Source organism: Kitasatospora sp. NPDC002040 (assembly GCF_040296785.1).
Taxonomy (GTDB): domain Bacteria; phylum Actinomycetota; class Actinomycetes; order Streptomycetales; family Streptomycetaceae; genus Kitasatospora.
On the sequence record NZ_JBEOXV010000001.1, the window covers coordinates 489,402 to 509,284 of the forward strand.

A 19,883-nucleotide genomic window follows, 5' to 3' on the forward strand; every position below is an offset into this window, starting at 1 on the left:
GGTCCTCCGCGTCGTCCGGCACTCCGTCAGCCCACCGGCTCGGGGCGGTCGTCCAGCAGCTCCAGCACCGCCAGCGCACCGATCAGGCCGACGCCGAGCCAGAGCACCACCGCGCCGGTCGGGTAGCTCCACAGCAGGAAGGCCAGCACGAAGCCCGCCAGCACCGCGCCGACCAGCCAGCCCTTGAACCGGTGCACGAACCGGCCCACCGGGCCGAGCCGCAGTCCGGCCCGCCCGGCCACGCCCCGGACGGCGCCGAACCCGGCCTCCCAGAATCCGCGCACGGTGCCGGCCCACCGGCCGGTGCCGCTCACCCAGGCGCCGAACGCCACCAGCACGCCGAGCACCAGGACGGCCCGCACCGTGTTGCGCAGGTAGTGCACCAGCGCGTCGTACACGGCGGCCGCCGCGTCCTGGCTGACCCCGGCGGGCAGCCGGTCCAGATAGAGGGTGCGGAAGACGGTGAGCCCGAGGCCGAGCAGGGCGGCCCCGGCGGCGATGCCCAGGGCGGCGGTGACCAGCGCCCGGCGCCGCCGCCCGGCCAGCAGCACGCCGGCGCCCGCGCAGACCGTGGTCAGCACCGGCAGCCAGAAGCCGGCCAGGTCGAGCAGCCGGAACGCGGTCCTGACCTTCGGGATGGCGTCCGACTGCACCAGCACGAACTGGGTGTGCACCTCGGGGATCTTCGAGGCGATCCCGAGCCCGTCCGCGACCAGCCGGTTCTTCACCTGCTCGATCAGCGGGGCCAGGTCGAGCGTGACGGTGTCGCCCTGCACGCCGACGGCGCCGCCGCCCTCGCCGGTGAGCACCCGGTCCAGGGCGGCGTGCGCGTTCCGGTTGACGGCCACCCAGATGGTGACGAAGGCGTCGCTGTCCACCACCTTGGCGACCTGGTTGTGGACGAAGCCGGTCAGCCCGTCGGTGATGGCGTTGCCGACCCGGCCGAGCGCGGCGTTCAGCAGCGGCCGCTGATCCGGCGTCACCTCGTCCAGCAGGGTGCCGACCGGCAGGTAGGTCATGATCTCGGTGGTCACCCGGTCGGTGACGGCGGCCCGTACCGCCGGGTCCTCGGCCAGCGGGGTCACCGTGGCCAGGTACCGGTCGGTGTCGCCCACCTGCGAGGAGGTCCAGGCGGCGACGGCGCTCAGCGGGGTCAGCACGCAGGCGACCAGGATCAGCAGGACGGCGAAGAAGGACCTGACCCGGTGCCGGGGCGGGGCCTGCCGCTCCGCCTTCTCCTGCTCCAGCCGGGCCAGCCGCTGCCGCAGTTCGTCGAGATCGGCCTGCGGATCGCCGAACGACATCCGGTACCTCCAGCTGGTCGGGCAGTGTCTACCAGGAGATACCAGAACATTTCGGACGGCCAGTCAGAAACGCCGCCACGCCGCCGCCGGAGCCGCCGGTGGCGGGTACGACGAAGGCCGCCGACCCGTCCAATGGACGGATCGGCGGCCCGTGAGGCCGACCGCTGGGGTCAGGCCTTGTCGGTCGTCTTGGTCGCCTCGGCCGCCGTGGTGACGATGGTCGGGGTGACCGCCGGACGGGGCTGCTCGGTGGCGGTGCTCTGCGCCGTGCCGTCGGCCGGAGCGGCAGCACCGGCGGCGGGGGCGTCGTCCTCGCGCAGGGCCTTGGTCTCGGCCTTGAGGATCCGCATGGACTTACCGAGCCCGCGGGCCATCTCGGGCAGCTTCTTCGAGCCGAAAAGCAGAATGACAACAGCCAGCACCACGAGAAGGTGCCAGGGCTCCAGACCGTTGCGCAGCATCCTGACCACCGGTCCCTTCGGATATCTAGCTGTTCAAGGGCCGGGCGTACTTGCCCGGCCTCGGCCAGTATGCATGGCGGATGCCGCGAACGTATACATCGGCCGAGAAACATCGGTCAAAAACCAGGTGTCCACCCGAGCCCCCCTTTTTCATGTGGTCTGGACCACTTCTCAGCCCGGCGGCCCGAGCAGCACGCACCACCCGGCAGCCGCCGCGACCAGGCAGACCGCCCCGGCCATGGCCCGCAGCGGGCCGGCCGGAATCCGGGCCGGCCGCCGTTCCAGCCCGGCCCGCCGGCGCAGCCCGTAGCCGTACGTCGCGCAGGCGGCCAGGGCCAGCAGCACGCCGAGCGCGGTCAGCCCCGGTTGACGGGCCGCCAGGCCGGAGCGGAGCACCAGCGCCGCGTTGACGGTCAGCACCAGGGCGGTCCGGCTCCAGGCCAGCAGCGTCCGCTCCGGCTGGAGCCCGGGGTCGCGGCTCACCGCGCGTACCCGACGATCAGCACCGCGAAGGCGAACGAGATCACCACCACGCAGCAGGTCACCACCAGCAGTACATGGGTGCGCGGCAGCGGCCCGCCGGCCCGGATCGCCCGCTCCACCCGGTCCCACCGCCGGTACGCCGCCGCGCCCAGCCCGGCCGCCCCGAGGGCCAGCACCACCCCGAGCCCGGCCCGCACCGCTGCGGGCGCCAGCCCGGGGGCCAGCTGGTCCAGCGCGATCGCTCCGGCCAGCAGCGCCAGGGCGGTCCTGATCCAGGCCAGGAAGGTGCGCTCGTTGGCGAGCGAGAACCGGTAGTCCGGCTCCTCGGGCTCCTCGGGCGGGCTCGGTTCCGGCATGGAACGCAGCTTAGCCACGAGCCCCCGGGGGGACTCGTGGCCAGGCGGACCGTACGGACCGTGTCGCGGATCAGGCGGCCAGGGCGGGCTCCTCGACCGGGTCGGCGGCCTCGGCGGGCCGGGCCGGCAGCCCGCCCAGCAGGCGGTGGGCCACCACGGATCCGGCCACCAGGCAGACCGCGCCGACCACGGCGGCCAGGTGCAGACCGTCGGTGAACGCGTCCCGGGCGGTGCCGAGCAGCTGGGCGGCGAGGTCGGCGGGCAGCCCGGCGGCGACCGTGACCGCACCGCCGAGGGTGTCCTGAGCCGCCGTCAGCGCGCCCTCGGGCAGCCCGGCGGGCAGCCCGCCGTCCAACTGCGTGGTGTAGACGGCGGCACCGGCGGCGCCGAGCACCGCGATGCCCAGCGAACCGCCCAGCTCGCTCGCCGTCTCCGAGCAGGCGGCGGCGGCACCGGCCTGCTCGGCCGGGGCGGCGGTGACCACCAGCTCGGCGGTCTGCATCACGGTGCTGACGGTGCCCGCGGCCAGCACCCCGGCGCCGACCAGGATCAGCGCCAGCGGCGAGTCCGCCCGGACCTGCGTCATGATCCCGAAGCCGAGTGCCCCGACCAGCAGGCCGCCGGCCATCTGCACGCCCGGCCGGACCTTCCCGGCCAGCGCCCCGGAGATCCCGACCGCCGCGCCGACCCCGACGCTCGGCAGCAGGGCCCAGAGCGAGGCGGTCAGCGGGCTGAAGCCGCGCACCAGCTGGAGGTACTGCGAGGTGAAGAGGGCGAAGCCGAGCATCGCCAGCATCGCGACGGCGTTGACCGAGACGGCGCCGGTGAAGACCGGGTTGCGGAACAGCGCCGGGTCGACCAGCGGCGTGGCGGCGGTGCGCAGCCGCCGCACCAGCAGGGCGCCGAGCAGCAGGCCGGCCACGATCGCCAGGGCGGGCAGCAGGGCCCAGCCGTCCACCGCGAGCTGCTTGATGCCGTAGACCGTCGGCAGTACGGCGGCGACCGAGAGCAGCGCACCGGGCAGGTCGAACCGGCCGGCCTGCGGCGCCCGGTACTCGGGCAGCAGCGCGGGGGCGGTGGCCAGCACCAGGGCCATCACCGGGACGGAGCAGAGGAAGACCGAGCCCCAGTGGAAGTGCTCCAGCAGCAGCCCGCCGGCCACCGGGCCGAGGGTGGCACCGGCCATCAGCACGCCGCTCCAGGCGCCCATCGCGGCCTGCCGCTGCTTGCTGTCGTGGAACATGTTCCGGATCAGCGCCAGGGTCGAGGGCATCAGGGTCGCCCCGGTCAGCCCGAGCAGCGCCCGGGCCGCGATCAGCTGCCCGGCACCGTCCGCCGTGGCCGCCAGCACCGAGGCGGCGGCGAAGCCGAGCGCGCCGGCCATCAGCAGCTTGCGGCGGCCGATCCGGTCGCCCAGCGCGCCCATCGGGATCAGCATCCCGGCCAGCACGAACGAGTACATGTCCATGATCCAGAGCTGCTCGGTTCCGCTCGGCCGCAGCTCCTTGCTGATGAAGGGGAGGCCGAAGAACAGGATCCCCATGTCCATCGAGATGACGAGGGTCGGCAGGAGGAGGACGGCGAGTCCGGTCCATTCGCGGCGGCCGGCGAGGCCGTGGGTTGCGGTCATGAGGAGAACCATACGGATGTGTCAGACGTCTGTCTAGTACAGATGTGCAAGACAATCGTCTCGACCGGGCGTTAGGCTTCCGGGCATGGGAAATCGTGAGGATCTGCTGGCCGGTGCCACGCGCTGCCTGTTCGAGAAGGGCTACAGCCGGACCACCGCCCGGGACGTGGCCAACGCCGCCGGCGTGAGCCTGGCCGCCATCGGCTACCACTTCGGTTCGAAGGAGGTGCTGCTCAACACGGCGATGATCGAGGCGATCGGCGGCTGGGGCGACGCGGTCGAGCGGGCGGTCGCCGAGGCGGTGCCCGCGGACGCGAGCCCGCGCGAGCGCTTCGTCGCCACCTGGGACTGCGTCCGGTCGACCCTGGTCGAGTACCACGGGCTCTGGGCGGCCCAGTTCGAGGCGGTGGCCCGGCTGGACGACATGCCCGAGATCCGGCAGTCGTTCCAGGCGGTCCAGCGGCACGCCCGGCTGGCGATGTCCGCGATGTTCACCGAGCTGACCGAGGTGCCCGACACCGAGGACGAGGTGGTGGTCGGCGCCTTCCACCAGGCCGTGCTGGCCGGCCTGGTGACCCAGTGGCTGATCGACCCGGAGCAGGCGCTGACCGGGGCCCAGGTCCTGCGCGGCCTGGAGCTGACCGGTGCCCGGGTGCTCGGCTGACCGGGGCCGCGGTCAGCCGGTGACGGCGGTGAGCAGCACCACGGCGTCGGTGTGCGCGAGCAGCCCGTGCCGCTCCGGCGGGATCGGGTGCAGCCGACCGGCCGTCAGCTCCACCCGGCGCCCCGCGATGGTCAGCGAGACCCGGCCGCTGAGCACCTGGAGGCTGGCGGCCGGCGGGGCGTTGTGCTCGTCCAGCGCGGTGCCCGCGGTCAGGGCGATGACGGTCTGCCGCAGCACGCCGTCGTGCAGCAGCAGGTGGGCGCTGCGCCCGTGCGGCGAGGCGGCCGCCTTGGCGGCGTGCTCCTCGGCGACGGCGGCCAGGTCGATTCCCATACCCATGCCGCGACCCTAACCGGCGCCGGTACGGGCGGCCCGGTGGCCGAACCCGAACGGGGCAGCCCGGCATGCGGCGGTGCCCGGGGTGGCCGATGGTGGGTCACATGGCGACGTATCAGAAGTTCATCGGTGGGTTCGAGGTCAATCGACAGCTGCTGGGCGCCGGTGCGGTGCTCACCGGGATCGGTGCGCTGGTGGGGCTGGCCGGCACCGCCATGGTCGGGGCGGCGCTGCTGTCGGCCGGGCGGGGCTGGATGCAGCAGCTGGAGACCCCGCCCACGGAGCTCGCGCACCGCACCCTCAACCAGGCCCGGGCCGCCTCGCTGGCCGGGCTGGAGGCCTGGCGGGCCGAGCACCCGGGCGCCGGCAGCCACAACTGACCGGACCGTCTGCCCCGTTGGCGCCCCGGCGTCAGCGGGGCAGCAGCACGTCCAGTTCGGCCCTGAGCTGCCGCTTGACGATCTTCCCGGTCGGATTGCGGGGCAGCTCGGTGGTCCGCAGCAGCACGTACGCGGGCACCTTGAAGGCGGCCAGCCGGCCGGCGACATGGGCGCGCAGCCCGTCCGGGTCGACGGTGGCGCCGGGCCGCAGCACCACCACGGCGGCCACCTCCTCGCCCAGCACCGGGTGCGGGACGCCGAGCACGGCGGCGTCGGCCACCTCGGGGTGGGCCGTCAGCACGCCCTCGACCTCGATGCAGTGGACGTTCTCACCGCCCCGGATCACCAGGTCCTTGAGCCGGTCGACCACGGACACCTCGCCGTCCCGCACCAGGGCCAGGTCGCCGGTGCGGAACCAGCCGTCGGTGAAGGCGGCGGCGGTCGCGGCCGGGTTGTTGCGGTAGCCGCGGAACACCGGCTGGCCGCGCAGCCAGAGTTCGCCGACCTCGCCGTCCGGCAGCGGGTGCCCCTCCGGGTCCGCGATCCGCAGGTCCAGGGCGGGGGAGGGGCGGCCGATGCTGTCGGGACGGGCGAGGTAGCGGGCGCCGAAGTTGGCGAACACGCCGCCGCAGGTCTCGGTCAGGCCGTAGCCGTTGCGGGCCTCGACCCGGCCGCCGAAGCGGTCCGCGATCCGGCCGGCCAGGCCGGGCGGGGGAGCCGCGCCGCCGGTGTTGACCAGGCCGAGCCCGGGCAGGGCGTCCCCGGCGGCGTCGGCCGCGTCCAGCAGCCCGATCGCCGTGGCCGGTACGCCGACGAAGGCGGTGACCCGGTGCTCGGCGATCAGCCGGAGCGCCTCGGCCGGGTCCCAGCGCGGCATCAGGACGGCGGTGCCGCCGCTCGCCATCAGTGGGAACATCGCGGTGAAGGCCGCGACGTGGAAGAACGGGAAGGTCATCAGGGTGGTCGGGGGCCGGGTCGCCGCCGGGTCGCCGCCCGCGCAGAGCACCGAGGCGGCCGCGAAGAACCGGGGTGAGGCGGCGGCCGCGCACCAGGCCGCCTGGGTGGCCTCGACCCCCTTGGGGCGTCCGGTGGTTCCGGAGGTGTAGAGCAGGGTGGCCAGGTCGTCCGGCTCGATCCGGACCTCGGGGGCGGTGCCGTCCCGGGGCAGGCCGGTCAGGTCGGTGAGCAGCGGCACGCCGTGCCCGCCGGCCCAGCGGGCCACCCGCACGGCGCGCTCGGGGTCGGCGATCACCAGACCGGGCGTGCAGTCGTCCAGCGCGTACGCCAGCTCCTCGGCGGTCCACCAGGCGTTCAGCGGCACGGCCACCAGGCCGGCCAACTGGCAGCCCCAGAAGGCGACCTGCCACTCCGGCAGGTTCCGCATGGCGATCGCCACCCGGTCGCCGGGGCGGAGCCCGTACGCGCCGAGCAGGTGGGTGGCCAGCGAGGCGGCGGCGCCGTGGTGCCCGGCGTAGCTGTACCGGCCGGAGGCGGCGACCAGGAACGGGCGGTCGCCGTGCGCGAGGGTGGCGTCGAGCAGCTCGCGCAGGGTGTGCGGTGCGCGCAGGTAGCGGGGGCCGTCGGGGGTGGCCTCGACCTCGAACGGCGCGCCGGGCGCGCGCAGGGCGGCCTGCACCCGGGTCACCAGGGCGAGCGAGTCGGCGTGCTGATCGGTCATCAGGTCCTCTGCGGCCGGGGCGCGGACGGGCGGAGGGGTGGGGCAGCGGGCCGATGGGGGAACGGCCCGCTGCCGGGGGCCCGGTCCGACACTAGGCCGGACCGGCCCGGGCCCGGCGAGCTGGGGGACGTGGGGGTCCTCGCCGGGCTGGTCCTGGGTGCTACAGGCCGAGCGACTTGGCGATGATGGTCCGCATGACCTCGCTGGTGCCGCCGTAGATCCGGAAGACCCGGTTGTCGGTGTAGAGCCGGGCGATCGGGTACTCCAGGATGTAGCCGTAACCGCCGTGCAGCTGGAGGCACTTGTCGATCACCTGGGAGGCCGACTCGGTGCAGAACAGCTTGGCCGCGGCGGCGTCCGCGACGGTCAGCTCGCCGTGCTGGTAGAGCTCCAGGGCCTGGTCGACCATGGCCTGCTGGGCCAGCACCTGGGCCTGGCAGTCGGCCAGCGTGAACTTGGTGTTCTGGAACTCGGACACCGCCTGGCCGAAGACCTTGCGGTCCTTCACGTACTGCACCGCGAAGCGGATCGCGGCTGCGGCCGAGGCGTACGCGCCGACGGCGATCGCCAGCCGCTCCTGCACCAGGTTGTGGGTCAGGTAGGCGAAGGCCCGGCCCTCCTCGCCGAGCAGGTCGGCGACCGGCACCTTGACGTCGGTGAAGGAGAGCTCGGCGGTGTCCGAGGTGCGCAGGCCGATCTTCTTCAGCTTGCGGCCGACGGCGTAGCCCGCGGAGGTGGTGTCCACGCAGAGGATGGAGAGCCCGGCCCGGCGGTCGGCCGGGTCGTACGCGGAGGTGCGGCAGACCACCAGCACCAGGTCGGCCAGCACGCCGCCGGTGATGAAGGTCTTGGCGCCGTTCAGGACGTAGTGGGTGCCGTCCTCGGAGAGCCTGGCCGTGGTGGTGATCCCGGCCAGGTCGGAGCCGGCGCCGGGCTCGGTCATGGCGATCGCGGTCATGATGTCGCCGGAGACGAAGCCGGGCAGCCAGCGCTGCTTCTGCTCCGCGTTCGCGTACTCCAGGATGTAGGGGAGCACCAGTCCGGTGTGCACGCCGGAGGAGCCGAAGGTGACGCCCGCCCGGGCGCACTCCTCGCTCACCACGGCCTGGTACTTGAAGCCGCTCTCGCCCGCGCCGCCGTACTCCTCGGGGACCTCGATGCCGTAGACGCCGAGTTCGCCGAGCTTGCGGTAGAAGTCCCGGGGCGGGTGGCCCTCGGTCTCCCAGCTCTCGTAGACGGGCACGACCTCCTTGGCGATGAAGCCCCGGATGATCTCCCGGAACGCCTCGTGGTCCTCGTTGAACACGGTGCGGCGCACGCGGCGCTCCCTTCGTGGTGCCCCCTGATCGCTCGATAAGTTAATCGCCGGTAGCTTCCGCTGTCCAGCGTTGTCGGCGGTGGTTTTCCCTACGGTTCACCCGTTGGCCGGGCTTTCCACGGCCGCACAAGTGAATCCTTGCTACCCTGGGCCGACGGCCGCGGGTGATCGCTTGCAGGGGGCGCGAGGGTGACGACGGAGCACGGTGCGGCCCGCCGCCCGCCCGGGCGCAAGGCGCAGGTCCTCACTGCGGCGGGCGAGCAGTTCCACCGGCACGGTTACCACCAGGTCTCGATGGCCGAGGTGGCGTCGGCGGTCGGGATCACCGCGCCGGCGCTGTACCGGCACTTCCGGGGCAAGCCCGAGCTGCTCCGCCAGGTGGTCCGGGCCGAACTCGACGGCCTCCGGGCGGCGGTGGCGGCGGGCGGCGCGGGGCCGGCCGAGCTGTGCGCCGCGCTGGCGGCGGCCGCGATCGACCTGCGCGCGCTGGGTACGCTCTGGCAGCGCGACGCCCGGCTGCTGCCGGCCGCGCAACGGGCCGAGCTGCGGCGGGAGTTGCGCGCCGACGTACGGGAGATGGCCCGGGTGCTGGGCGAGGCCAGGCCCGAACTCCGCCGGGCGGACGCGGAATTGCTCTGCTGGTCGCTGCTCTCGGCGTACGGCGGCCTGTCCTACCACACCTTCGCTCCACCCCGGCGGCGGTTCGAGCGGCTGCTCGCCGGGCTGGGCGAGGCGCTGCTGGCCGTCCCGTTCGGGCCGCCCGGGCCGCCGGTGCCGGTCCCGGTGGAGCAGCCCGTCGGCGACTCGCGGCGGGAGGAACTGCTGGCCGCCGCCGCCCGGCTGTTCCACCAGCGCGGCTTCGACAACGTGAGCACGGACGAGTTGGGCGCGGCGGTCGGCATCGCCGGGCCCAGCGTCTACAAGCACTTCGACACCAAGGCCGAGCTGCTGGCGGCGGCGCTGGTGCGCGGCCGGGAGCGGCTCTGGCACGAGGTCGCCGGTGCGATCGCGTCGGCGGGTGCCCCGGCCGACGCGTTGGACGCCGGGCTGCGGGCCTACGTGGACTTCGCCCGCAGACACGTCGACTACCTGGGTGTGACGGTCAGTGAGACCGAGCGGCTGGCCGAGCCGGACCGGAAGGTGGCGATCGACACCCGGCGGGACTTCCTGCGGACCTGGGTCGTGCTGCTCCGGCAGGTGCGGCCGGAGTACGACAAGGCGGAGGCCCGGATCCGGGTGCACGCCATGTTCTCGCTCGTGAACGACGGGGTGCGGAACCGGCCGGGCAGTCAGCGGGACGATCTGACGGAGCGTCTGCTCCTTTTCGCCCGAGCGGTGTTGGGGGTCGGGTGACGGGTACGCCCGTGCGGGGCGGGTCCGTTGTGGACCCGCCCCGCACGGAAAGCCGTTGTGGCCCGGTGCCGGCCTAGTAGAGCACGAAGGGGTAGTAGACGGAGTGGGCGAAGGCCCCGTTCCCCTGGATCACGCCGATGCCGCCGGAATTGCCGGCCACCCCGGAGCTGTTGTTCTGGTTCGCCGCACCGGAGCCGGTGGCGGCCTGCTGGGTCGCGTTGCCGTTGCCGTTGACGCTGCCGACGACGTTGCTGGAGCCGATGTTGCTCACCACGCTGCTGTTGGAGCCGTGCGCGGCGCCCGCGCCGTTGTCGGCCTGGGCGGTGCCGGCTCCGAGGAGCAGAAAGGCGGCGAGGGCGGTGACGGTGGCGGCTGCGCGAATTCGGGACACGGTGGTCTCCCTGCTAACTGGTGCGAATGTGGCACGTGCGGGGTGGCCGCCCCGTAACGCGCCGGTACCTGACGTCGCGTGACCAGCATTCACCAGACGGTTGATTGACTTCAATGGTCGGCCGTCCGGTTCGCCCGAAAGTGTCATGGACTGCGTGCCGGGATGGCGGTCGACAATCCGGGGAGCACCCGGAACGGGCAATTCCCCCCCGTCTGAGCAGGCATGCAGCCGGTAACTCGCTGCTAGGTAACGGAAAAGCGAAAAACCTAGTAGGTGGATTGTCTTACTGGCAGACTTGGGCCCCATGTCAGAAGGTCTTCAGCCCGGTCGGCTGCCGGAACGGAATCTGCGTACGACCGAGGTCGATCTCGGGGGTCTGGTCGGCGTGCTGGCCACGCATCTCTACTCGACCCCCTTGGTGGCGCTGCGCGAACTCGTCCAGAACGCCCACGATTCACACACCCGACGCGCCCTGGAGGACCCCGGCTGCGCCCCCGGCGTGATCAGGGTCGGTGCGGACCAGGCGCGCCGGACGATCACCATCGAGGACGCCGGGGCGGGGCTGACCGAGCCCGAGATCCACGCCTACCTGGCCACCGTGGGCACCGGGTACACCCGGCTGCTGCGCGACCTGACGGGCAACCAGGAGCTGATCGGCGCCTTCGGGCTGGGCTTCCTGTCCGCCTTCTCGGTGGCCGAGGAGGTCACCGTCACCACCACCTCGCACCGCGAACCCGGGCTCGGCCACCGCTACCGCAGCCGGGGCGGCGAGCAGTACAGCGTCGAGCCGGTCCCGCCGCGCCCGTCCCCGGGCACCGTGGTCGAGCTGCTGCTGAAGGCCGAACACGCGCAGCTGGCCGACGAGTACGCGCTGCGCGAGGTGCTCACCCGGTACTGCGTGCTGCTGCCGGTCCCGGTGCACGTCGGCGCGGACGAGCGGCCGGTGAACGGCACCCCGGTGCCCTGGCGGCAGGAGGAGGCGGAGGACCGGTATGCGGACCGGATGCGGTTCGCCGCCGCCTTCGGCCGCCGCTTCGAACCGCTCACCACCTTCCCGGTCACCCCGGTCGAGGACCGGACCGACGCGGTCGGCCTGCTCTGGGTGCAGGACGGCGGCAGCTACGGCTCCACCGACAACCGCGACCTCAGCCTCTACCTCCGCGGCATGCTGCTGGCGGAGGACGCCCGCGACCTGCTGCCCTCGTGGGCCGGGTTCGTCGGCGGCGTGATCGAGTCCAGCCGGCTGACCCCGACCGCCAGCCGGGAGGACCTCCAGCGCGACGAGCACTACCGGGCGCTCCAGCAGGCGCTCGCCGACGCGATCGTGGACGGGCTGTACGAGACGGCCCGGCTGCACCCCGCCGCCTGGCGCCGGATCCTGGCCCGGCACGGCCAGGACCTGCTCGGCGCCGCCCTGGTCGACGACCGCCTGTTCACCCTGCTCGCGGACGACGTCCCGGTGCCCACCTCGCAGGGCGACCTGACCGCCGGGGCGCTGCGCGCGGCGGGGAACGGCGCGGTGCACGTCACGCTCGGGGCCGGGGGCGGCTTCGAGGAGATGCTCTACCGGGCCATGCAGGTGCCGATCGCCCGGGGCGACCGGTACGCGGTGCTGCCGTTCCTGCGCCGCTACGCCGCGCTGCGGGACTGCCGGATCGTCGAGCTGGGTGGCGAGAGCGGCAGCCGCGAGCTGTTCCGGGACCCGGAACGTCCGCTGCCCGCCGAGGAGTTCGGCTGGCTGTCGGCCGCGCTCACCGACCCGGGCGAGCAGCTGGTGCCGGCCCGGTTCGACCCGCCGGGGCTGCCCCTGGTGCTGGTCCCGGACCGGGAGGCCGAGCTCAAGGCCCGGATCGAGGACGACCAGGCGGACGCCCGGATCCCGTCCGCCGCCCTGCGGTTGGCCCGCGCCTTCACCGCGCGGACCGACGACACGGTCAAGGCCAGGCTCTACCTGAACCTGGCCGCACCCGCCGTCCAGCAGCTGCTGGCGGCGTACCGGACCGGCCACACCGGCAGCGCCACCGCCGCCGGGCTGCTCCGTTCACTGAAGGTGATCATGGCGGCGGCGGCCGGCTCGGCCGCCGGGGACCTGACCGCCGCGCTGGGGGGAGTGGGCACCGCGGTGGCGGCGCTCACCGCCTCCGTTCCCGAAGTGCCGTCCACGGGGGACGGTTTGACGTCAGGACAGGACGGTTCGCAGAACCGATGACCGCACCGAACGGCCCGGGCACGCCCGGCAAGGGGGACACCGCATGAGTACCGACATCTGGGCCTGGGTGCACGAGAGCCACGGGCAGCTGATGGAGTCCGGCCAGCACCGGCTTGCCACCGCGCTGGCGGAGATCGCCGGCCACGCCGTCGAGGGGCGGAACGAGCAGCTCGACGCGGTCTACCCGGAGGCGCTGGCCTCCGCCCGCGCGCTCGACCTGCCCTGGGTCGAGGTCTTCCTGCGGCACTGGCGGCTGCAGAACCTGCTGAACAAGCGCCACCAGGGCGAGGCGGCCCTGACCGAGGCGGTCTCGCTGCTGGAGTTCGCGCACCGCCCGGAGACCGAGTCCTGTCCGCAGGCGGTCTGTGCCGTCCAGGACTTCACCATCTGCCACGCCAACATCGACGGCCCCGGCTACGTGCCCGAGCGGCTCGCCGTGCTGGAGGAGACCCTGGAGCGGGTCGAGCCGGCCCGGGCCTGCTTCGACTGCCTGTCCCGGGAGTACGCCGACACCCTGGAGGACGACGGCCGGGCCGAGGCCGCACTGGCCCATCTCGACCGGGCCCAGGCCCGCATCCTGGCGGCCGGCGAGCAGGTCTCGCTCGCCTTCGGCCACAGCCGGGCCTCCGCGCTGCACCGGCTCGGCCGCTACCAGGACGCGCTGGACGCCTACGACACCGCCGAGGCGGGAGTCCGGGCCACCCGGCGGGAGTTGGACGACGACGACCGGCGCAAGCTGGCGGTCGGCCGGGCCCTGATGCTGGCCTCGCTCGGCCGGACCGAGGCCGCCCTGGAGCAGCTGCCCGAGCCGGAGGAGGCGGAGAACTACGCCGACATCCGGTTCCGCTGGGCCACCGCCGTGGCCGCGCTGGTCGAGGCCGACGCCTACCTCAACGACGTCGAGCTGGGCGCCCGGCTGGCGCACTGGGTCGGCTACCTGGACGCCTCCGGGTCCCACCGTCCGTGCCTGGACCTGCTGTTGATCGCAGGCCGGCTGGCCGTCCGGCGCGGCGCCCGGGAGGTGGCCCGGACGCTGGCCGCCACCGGCGAGCGCAAGCTCGGCCGGCTCCGGCGCACCGACGGCGTGGCCGCGGAGGTGGCCGCCCTGCGGGCCGCCGCCGAGGCCCTTCCGGTGGCCGAACTGCCGGTCCCGATCGATGAGTTCCGCGCCTGGCTGGCCGAGCACCCGGTGGCCGGCGAACAGGCCGCGGACCTGCTCGCCGCCGCCCACGCGGCCGCCCCGGCCACCGACCTGGTGGCCGGTCTGGCCGGTGCGCTCGGCGCCCTCGGCCATGCCGGGGCGGCCGCCGAGCTGCTCTGGGAGCGGCTCGAAGTCGACCCCACCGACGGCCAGTTGGCCCGGATGCTGTCCGCCGCCCTGATCGAGGCCGGCGACGGCGACGGCATCCGCAGGCTGGCCGACCGGCTGATGGCCGACAGCCCCGCCGACGCGTACTGGGCCCGGGCCCGCTGGGCCGCCGCCGAGGGCCGCTGGGCCGAGGCCGGCGAGCACTGTGCCGCGATGGTGGCCGAGGACCCGACCCGGATCAACCCGCGCCGGCTCGGGGCGCTGGCCGCCACCCGGCTGGGCGACCACGCCACCGCCCAGCGGCTCTACCTGGAGCTGCTGGAGCACGCCCTCCCGGCCGAGGGCACCGCCGCCGACCTGCAGTACCGGACCGTCCAGCCGGCCGACCTCTGGCACCTGGTCACCGCCGCCACCGCCAACCGGGACTGGGAGGTGGTCCGCTCCACCGGTGCCCTGCTGGGCATCGACTTCGATGAGGAGAGCGGCCCGGTGGACGAGGAGTGGCAGGTCGTCACCGTCCGCGCGCGGCGCAGCAACGGCACCCCCGTCGACCTCCCGGCGATCCGGACCGGGCCCGCGACCGCGCGCATCCTCCCCGTGCTCGGCGACGACCTGACGCTCAACCACGGCGACGTGGTGGTCTTCGGTCCGGCCCTGCTGAACGAGGCCCCCGACGACGGCACCGACGGTACCGACGGCGGCAGCGACGACTGGCGGCCCGCCTTCGAGCTGCTCACGCTGCTGGACCCGGCCGGGTACACCACCTGGTGGCTGGACGGTGCCTGGCCGGGGACGGCGCAGTGGGTGGCCTTCCGGGAGGCGCTGAGCGACGCGGGCTACGCGATCTGGGCCCACAGCGGGGACGGCTACACCCTGGTCGACCCCGGTACGGGGGAGTCGCTGCCCGGGGTCTACGCCGCCCTCGGGGTCCCCCCGCTGGTCTCCTCGGCGGAGGCCGACGCCGTCCTCTCCACCCTCACCCGGGACTGGGCCCACCCGCTCAGCTGGCCCGAACTCGCCGCCGCAGCGGGCGCCGACGTCACGCCCCACCGCGAGATCGCGGAGCGGTACGGGCTCTGACGCAGCCAGGGGCCCGGGGCAGCGACCTTCGGCAGGCGGCCCGCCATGGCGCAGCCAGGGGCTCGGGGAACGGCGACGCTACCTGGCTGGCGGGGCACCATGCGAAAGTGCCTGGCCATGTACGCACGTTGAACGCTCCTGAGGTGGGCGCCGCCGTTCCCCGGGCCCCTGCCTGTCAGGCGGGTGGGCCCGGGGTGGGGTCGAGGTAGATCCGGGTGACGGCCGGGTAGGCGGTGCGGACGGCGTGTTCGGCGGTGTCGCAGGCGCGTTCGACCTCGGCGGCGGTGGCCAGGTCGGAGAAGTCGACCTTGGCGGCCACCAGGACCTCCTTGGGGCCGTGCACGATGGTGATCAGATCCAGCACGGCGTCCACGTGCGGCTGCCGCCGGAGCGTCTCCTCGATCCCGTCCTCCAGCCGCTGCGGCAGTGAACGCCCGATCAGCAGTGAGGAGTTGTCCCGCCCGAGCACGTACGCGACCCAGGCCAGCAGGGCGCCGATCAGCAGCGAGGCCACCCCGTCCCAGACGGCGGAGCCGGAGAGCTGGGCGCCGAGCAGGCCGCCGAAGGCGAGCAGCAGGCCGATCAGTGCGGCGGCGTCCTCCAGGAACACCGCCTTCACGGCGGTGTCGGAGGTGTGCCGCAGGTACTGCCGGGTGACGGTGCCGAGCCGGGCCGATTCGGCCCTGACCTGGAGCACGGCCCGGCGCAGCGAGACGCCCTCCAGCACGAAGGCGATCGCGAGCACGACGTAGGAGAGGGTCGGGCTGCCCAGTTCCTCGCCGTGGACCAGGGTGTGGATGCCGTCGTTGACGGAGAAGACCGCGCCGCCGACGAAGGTGGCGACCGAGGCGAGCAGGGCCCAGAGGTAGCGCTCCCGGCCGTAGCCGAACGGGTGGGCGTCGTCGGCCGGGCGGGCGCCGCGTTTGATCGAGGCGAAGAGCAGCAGCTCGGTGACCGTGTCGGCGAAGGAGTGGGCCGCCTCGGAGAGCATCGCGCTGGAGCCGCTGACCACCCCGGCGACCGCCTTGGCCACGGCGATCCCGAGATTGCAGAGCCCCGCCACGATCACCGTGGTCAGGCTCTCCTCCGCTGCGCCGTCGCTGCTCATAGTCGGACAGTATGTCCAGTTTGCCGGGAATCAGGGGCCGCCCGCGCCGCTTGCTTGGTCAATGCTTTACTATTTCTTTGCCTAAGCTGTCCGCCCAGAGGAGCCCCTGACCGTGACCAGCCTCGCCCTCGGCCCCTCCTGGCTCGACCCGACCACACTGATCTCCACCTTCGGGCTGGTCGGCATCCTGGCCATCGTCTTCGCCGAGTCCGGCCTGCTGATCGGCTTCTTCCTGCCGGGCGACTCGCTGCTGTTCACCGCCGGACTGCTGGTGGCGGACGGCACCTACCTGGACCAGCCGCTCTGGCTGGTCTGCCCGCTGATCGTGCTGGCGGCGGTGGCCGGCGACCAGGTCGGCTACCTGTTCGGGCGCAAGGTCGGACCGGGCCTGTTCCGGCGGCCCGACTCACGGCTGTTCAAGCAGGAGAACGTGGAGAAGGCGGCTGCCTTCTTCGACCGGCACGGGCCGAAGGCGATCGTGCTGGCCCGGTTCGTGCCGATCGTCCGGACCTTCACCCCGATCGTCGCGGGCGTGAGCCGGATGAACTACCGCACCTTCGTTCTCTACAACGTGGTCGGCGGCGTGCTCTGGGGCGCCGGGGTCACCGTGCTCGGCTACTACCTCGGGCAGATCCCGTTCGTCCGCGACAACATCGAGGCGATCCTGGTCGCCATCGTGCTGGTCTCGGTGGTCCCGGTCGCGGTCGAGCTGCTGCGGGCCCGTCGGAGTGCGCGGCAGGCGGCCTGAACCCAGGCTGTTGTGCATCCGGCCCCTTGATCAGGCAAGGTGGGAGCGACCAAGCGGGACGGGGCGGTGGAGGAGCGGCAGTGCCGAAGCGGGGCCGGGGCCGACCGGGTGGCGGCAAGAAGGTCAGGGGCGGCAGGCCGCCCGGGCCGGCCGCGGGGAAGCCGCTGCCCCCGCGCGACGCCCCGCCCACCGAAGGCCTGCTCGGATCGGCCGCGCCGCCGGTCGAACACCCCACGGTCATCCCGATGGCGCCGCCGCCGCAGCAGACCGAGGGCCTGCTCACCCCGGCCGAGGCGGCCGAGCCGCCGGCCTGGAACCCCGAGGACACCCTCACTCCCGAGGTGTGGAAGGCGGTCGGCTTCAGCCCGCCGACCGGGATCGCGGTCCCGATGCTCCGTCAGGGCGCCCCCGGCGAGGCCCCCTGGCCGGACCGGATGCGCACCCTGCTGCGCACCCCGATGGCCGAGCGCCCGGCGTACGAGCGGACCCAGCGGGAGCAGAAGCCCGAGTCGGCGGTGAAGCGGAACGTCCCGCGGATCCTCGACCTGACGCTGCGGATCGGCGAACTGCTGCTGGCCAGCGGCGAGGCGGCCGAGGACGTCGAGGCGGCGATGCTGGGCATCGCGCACGCCTTCGGCCTGGACCACTGCGAGCCCCAGGTCACCTTCACCCTGATCGGCATCTCGTACCAGCCCTCGCTGGTGGAGCCGCCGGTCACCGCCGACCGGGTGGTCCGCCGCCGGACCTCCGACTACACCCGGCTGGCGGCGGTCTACCGCCTGGTCGCCGACATCACCGCCGAGAAGCTGACGGTCAACGACGCCTACCGCCGGCTGGCCGAGATCCGCCGCAACCGGCACCCGTACCCGACCTGGCTGATGGCGCTGGCCACCGGACTGCTGGCCGGGGCGGCGACCTTCCTGGTCGGCGGCAGGCTGGACGCCAAGGCCTGGCTGGTCTTCGCCAACGGCTTCGTGGCGGCGATACTGGGCGACCGGCTGGCCTCGCTGATCGCCCGGCGCGGGCTGCCGGAGTTCTACCAGTTCGTGCTGGCGGCGATGCCCGCCGCGGTCTCCGGGATCATCCTGTCGCTCAACCACCTCGGCCTGCGCGGCTCGGTGGTGATCACCGGCGGGCTGTTCGCGCTGCTGCCGGGGCGGGCCCTGGTGGCCGCCGTGCAGGACGGTCTGACCGGCTTCTACATCACCGCCGCCGCCCGGCTGCTGGAGGTGCTGTACCTGGTCGCGGGCATCGTGATCGGCGTGATGCTGGTGCTCTACGCGGGCTCCAAGCTCGATCCGAACCTCAATCCGAGCGAGAGCCTGATCGGCGTCAGCCATCCGCCGGTGCAGCTGGTGGCGGCGATGGTGCTCACGCTCTCCTTCGCGATGCTGCTCCAGACCGACCGCAGGATCCTGCTGCTGGTCACCCTCAACAGCGGCATCGGCTGGTCCACCTACGGGGTACTGGCGTACAACGCGGACATCTCCCCGATCGTCGCCACCGGGATCGCGGCCGGGCTGGTCGGCCTGTTCGGCCAACTGACCGCCCGTTACCACGCGACCTCCGCGCTGCCGTACGTGACCGCCGCGCTCGGCCCGCTGATGCCCGGCTCGGCGATCTACCTGGGGATGCTGGCCTTCACCCAGAACGACCCCGACGGCGGGCTGGTCCAGGTCGGCCGGGCCGCCGCGCTGGCGCTCGCGCTGGCGGTCGGGGTGAACCTCGGCGGGGAGATCGCGCGTCTCTTCATGAAGATGCCCAGCACCCTGCCGGGCGGTCCGGCCGGCGCGGGCGCCCGCGGCCCGGGCGGTTCGGCCGAGCGGCTGGCCCCCTACCTGCTGGTGCCGCGCCGGGCGGCCAAACGGACCCGCGGCTTCTGAGCCGCCGTCAGGGACGGCGGAGCACCACGACGGAACGAAGGTACGGCCCATGATCGAAGCCCTGTCGGACGGCTACCGGACGCACATCGTGGCCGCGCACAAACAGCCGCTGTTCCTGCTGCTGGTGGGCTTCATCCTGTCCTTCGTCTTCATCCGGGTCAGCGTCCGGATGATCCGGGCCAAGGTGCGCTGGTGGCCGGGCAACATCACGCCCGGCGGCCTGCACATCCACCACATGGTGTTCGGCCTCGGCTTCCTGCTGCTCGGCGGGGTCGGGGTGTTCGCCACCAACGGCGGGCACCCGTGGATCGACTGGTTCGGCCTCGGCTTCGGGATCGGCTGCGGGCTGGTGCTGGACGAGTTCGCGCTGATCCTGCACCTGGACGACGTCTACTGGAGCGCGCAGGGGCGGAAGTCGGTGGACGCGGTGATCTTCGGCATCCTGTTCACCGCGCTGCTGCTGACCGGGTACGTGCCGCTCGGGGTGGTGCCCGGGCAGGACACCCGGTGGGGCCTGGTGGCGGTGATCGCGGTGAACGCCCTGGTCTCGATCGTCGCGCTGCTCAAGGGCAAGGTGTGGACCGGGCTGCTCGGGATCATGGTCCCCGGCCTGTCCTGGATCGGGGCGGTCCGGCTGGCCCGGCCGACCAGCCCGTGGGCCCGCTGGCGGTACGCGAGCCGGCCCCGGCGACGGGCGCGCGCCGTCCGGCGCGAACGGCGGCTGCACGCCCGCGCGGACCGCGCCAGGACCTGGCTCTTCGACCTGATCGCAGGCGCCCCCGACAAGGTCCCGGCCCACCACACCGCCACCCACCGGGTGGCCGAGCGGATGGCCGCCCGTGCCACCGCCCATCTGGACGCCCACTCGGCCCGGGCGCTGGCCCGCCGCTCCGCCCGCCTGACCGACCGCCGGGCCACTCCGCTCGCGTCCGGCACCCCCGGCGCGCCGGAGCGCACCGCCCCGGCGGTGGCGCGCCGCCGTACCGTCCGCGCCGGGCGCACCAGGACGTACGCCGTCCGCCCGGTCCCGCCGACCGGGCCGGAGCCGCACCTGCCGCAGCGGCGGATCCGCGGTGCGGCACCCCGGCTGCCGCACCCGCAGGGCCGCCGGCCGCACTGACGGCGGGTCAGGCCAGGGGGCGCGCCCAGGGTCCGCGGGGGCCGCCGGGAGTCCGCCCGGCGTGCGCCGGGC

18 protein-coding genes are annotated in these 19,883 nt (G+C 73.8%); 8 read left to right on the forward strand and 10 right to left on the reverse strand.

Annotation, left to right across the window (positions count from 1 at the left end):
- Positions 1–26 precede the first annotated feature (26 nt).
- From ABT118_RS02320 to ABT118_RS02340, 5 genes are all read right to left on the reverse strand, one after another.
- Complete coding sequence (locus ABT118_RS02320) at positions 27–1,304, reverse strand: hypothetical protein (protein ID WP_350644313.1); 1,278 nt, start codon at positions 1,302–1,304, stop codon at positions 27–29.
- Between the two features lie 170 nt (positions 1,305–1,474).
- A complete protein-coding gene (gene tatA / locus ABT118_RS02325) occupies positions 1,475–1,765 on the reverse strand; it encodes a Sec-independent protein translocase subunit TatA (RefSeq protein ID WP_350644314.1) in 291 nt (96 codons plus the stop codon).
- 171 nt (positions 1,766–1,936) lie between these two features.
- Complete coding sequence (locus ABT118_RS02330; RefSeq protein WP_350644315.1) at positions 1,937–2,248, reverse strand: DUF202 domain-containing protein; 312 nt, start codon at positions 2,246–2,248, stop codon at positions 1,937–1,939.
- Positions 2,245–2,604 (reverse strand): DUF202 domain-containing protein, encoded by a 360-nt coding sequence (locus tag ABT118_RS02335; RefSeq protein ID WP_350644316.1) that lies wholly within the window; start codon positions 2,602–2,604, stop codon positions 2,245–2,247. The genes ABT118_RS02330 and ABT118_RS02335 overlap by 4 nt, the downstream gene beginning before the upstream one ends.
- A 70-nt stretch (positions 2,605–2,674) precedes the next feature.
- Complete coding sequence (locus ABT118_RS02340) at positions 2,675–4,234, reverse strand: MFS transporter (RefSeq protein ID WP_350644317.1); 1,560 nt, start codon at positions 4,232–4,234, stop codon at positions 2,675–2,677.
- Positions 4,235–4,319: 85 nt separating this feature from the next.
- On the opposite strand from ABT118_RS02340, the gene ABT118_RS02345 reads away from it, so the two are divergent.
- Positions 4,320–4,898 carry a TetR/AcrR family transcriptional regulator gene (locus tag ABT118_RS02345; protein WP_350644318.1) on the forward strand — a complete coding sequence of 193 codons (579 nt, stop codon included), beginning with the start codon at positions 4,320–4,322 and terminating at the stop codon, positions 4,896–4,898.
- Positions 4,899–4,910: 12 nt separating this feature from the next.
- Here the strand turns inward: ABT118_RS02345 and ABT118_RS02350 are convergent, their stop codons facing one another.
- The gene (locus ABT118_RS02350; RefSeq protein ID WP_350644319.1) at positions 4,911–5,237 is read right to left on the reverse strand and encodes a cupin domain-containing protein; all 327 of its coding nucleotides are present in this window, start codon (positions 5,235–5,237) and stop codon (positions 4,911–4,913) included.
- A 101-nt stretch (positions 5,238–5,338) separates the two neighbouring features.
- On the opposite strand from ABT118_RS02350, the gene ABT118_RS02355 reads away from it, so the two are divergent.
- Positions 5,339–5,614 carry a hypothetical protein gene (locus ABT118_RS02355; RefSeq protein WP_350644320.1) on the forward strand — a complete coding sequence of 92 codons (276 nt, stop codon included), beginning with the start codon at positions 5,339–5,341 and terminating at the stop codon, positions 5,612–5,614.
- A 31-nt stretch (positions 5,615–5,645) separates the two neighbouring features.
- Here the strand turns inward: ABT118_RS02355 and ABT118_RS02360 are convergent, their stop codons facing one another.
- Both ABT118_RS02360 and ABT118_RS02365 read right to left on the reverse strand, forming a co-directional pair.
- Complete coding sequence (locus ABT118_RS02360; protein WP_350644321.1) at positions 5,646–7,292, reverse strand: class I adenylate-forming enzyme family protein; 1,647 nt, start codon at positions 7,290–7,292, stop codon at positions 5,646–5,648.
- A gap of 160 nt (positions 7,293–7,452) precedes the next feature.
- The gene (locus ABT118_RS02365) at positions 7,453–8,610 is read right to left on the reverse strand and encodes an acyl-CoA dehydrogenase family protein (RefSeq protein ID WP_350644322.1); all 1,158 of its coding nucleotides are present in this window, start codon (positions 8,608–8,610) and stop codon (positions 7,453–7,455) included.
- Positions 8,611–8,799: 189 nt separating this feature from the next.
- Between ABT118_RS02365 and ABT118_RS02370 the strand changes: the two genes are divergently transcribed.
- Positions 8,800–9,963, forward strand: a complete 1,164-nt coding sequence (locus tag ABT118_RS02370) for a TetR/AcrR family transcriptional regulator (protein ID WP_350644323.1) — start codon at positions 8,800–8,802, stop codon at positions 9,961–9,963.
- 73 nt (positions 9,964–10,036) lie between these two features.
- On the opposite strand, the gene ABT118_RS02375 is transcribed toward ABT118_RS02370, so the two are convergent.
- Positions 10,037–10,354, reverse strand: coding sequence for a hypothetical protein (locus ABT118_RS02375; RefSeq protein ID WP_350644324.1), 318 nt, complete (start codon positions 10,352–10,354; stop codon positions 10,037–10,039).
- Between the two features lie 304 nt (positions 10,355–10,658).
- Between ABT118_RS02375 and ABT118_RS02380 the strand changes: the two genes are divergently transcribed.
- The gene (locus tag ABT118_RS02380) at positions 10,659–12,563 is read left to right on the forward strand and encodes an ATP-binding protein (protein ID WP_350644325.1); all 1,905 of its coding nucleotides are present in this window, start codon (positions 10,659–10,661) and stop codon (positions 12,561–12,563) included.
- Between the two features lie 43 nt (positions 12,564–12,606).
- Positions 12,607–14,952, forward strand: a complete 2,346-nt coding sequence (locus ABT118_RS02385; protein WP_350644326.1) for a hypothetical protein — start codon at positions 12,607–12,609, stop codon at positions 14,950–14,952.
- Between the two features lie 175 nt (positions 14,953–15,127).
- Here the strand turns inward: ABT118_RS02385 and ABT118_RS02390 are convergent, their stop codons facing one another.
- Positions 15,128–16,060, reverse strand: a complete 933-nt coding sequence (locus tag ABT118_RS02390; RefSeq protein ID WP_350644327.1) for a cation diffusion facilitator family transporter — start codon at positions 16,058–16,060, stop codon at positions 15,128–15,130.
- A gap of 112 nt (positions 16,061–16,172) precedes the next feature.
- Between ABT118_RS02390 and ABT118_RS02395 the strand changes: the two genes are divergently transcribed.
- The 3 genes from ABT118_RS02395 to ABT118_RS02405 all read left to right on the forward strand — a co-directional run bounded on the left by ABT118_RS02395 (position 16,173) and on the right by ABT118_RS02405 (position 19,811).
- Positions 16,173–16,808: a DedA family protein gene (locus tag ABT118_RS02395; RefSeq protein WP_350644329.1), complete on the forward strand. Its 636-nt coding sequence runs from the start codon at positions 16,173–16,175 to the stop codon at positions 16,806–16,808.
- A gap of 245 nt (positions 16,809–17,053) precedes the next feature.
- Positions 17,054–18,691 carry a threonine/serine exporter family protein gene (locus tag ABT118_RS02400; protein WP_502884476.1) on the forward strand — a complete coding sequence of 546 codons (1,638 nt, stop codon included), beginning with the start codon at positions 17,054–17,056 and terminating at the stop codon, positions 18,689–18,691.
- Positions 18,692–18,740: 49 nt separating this feature from the next.
- Positions 18,741–19,811, forward strand: a complete 1,071-nt coding sequence (locus ABT118_RS02405; RefSeq protein WP_350644332.1) for a hypothetical protein — start codon at positions 18,741–18,743, stop codon at positions 19,809–19,811.
- The last annotated feature ends 72 nt before the right edge of the window (positions 19,812–19,883 follow it).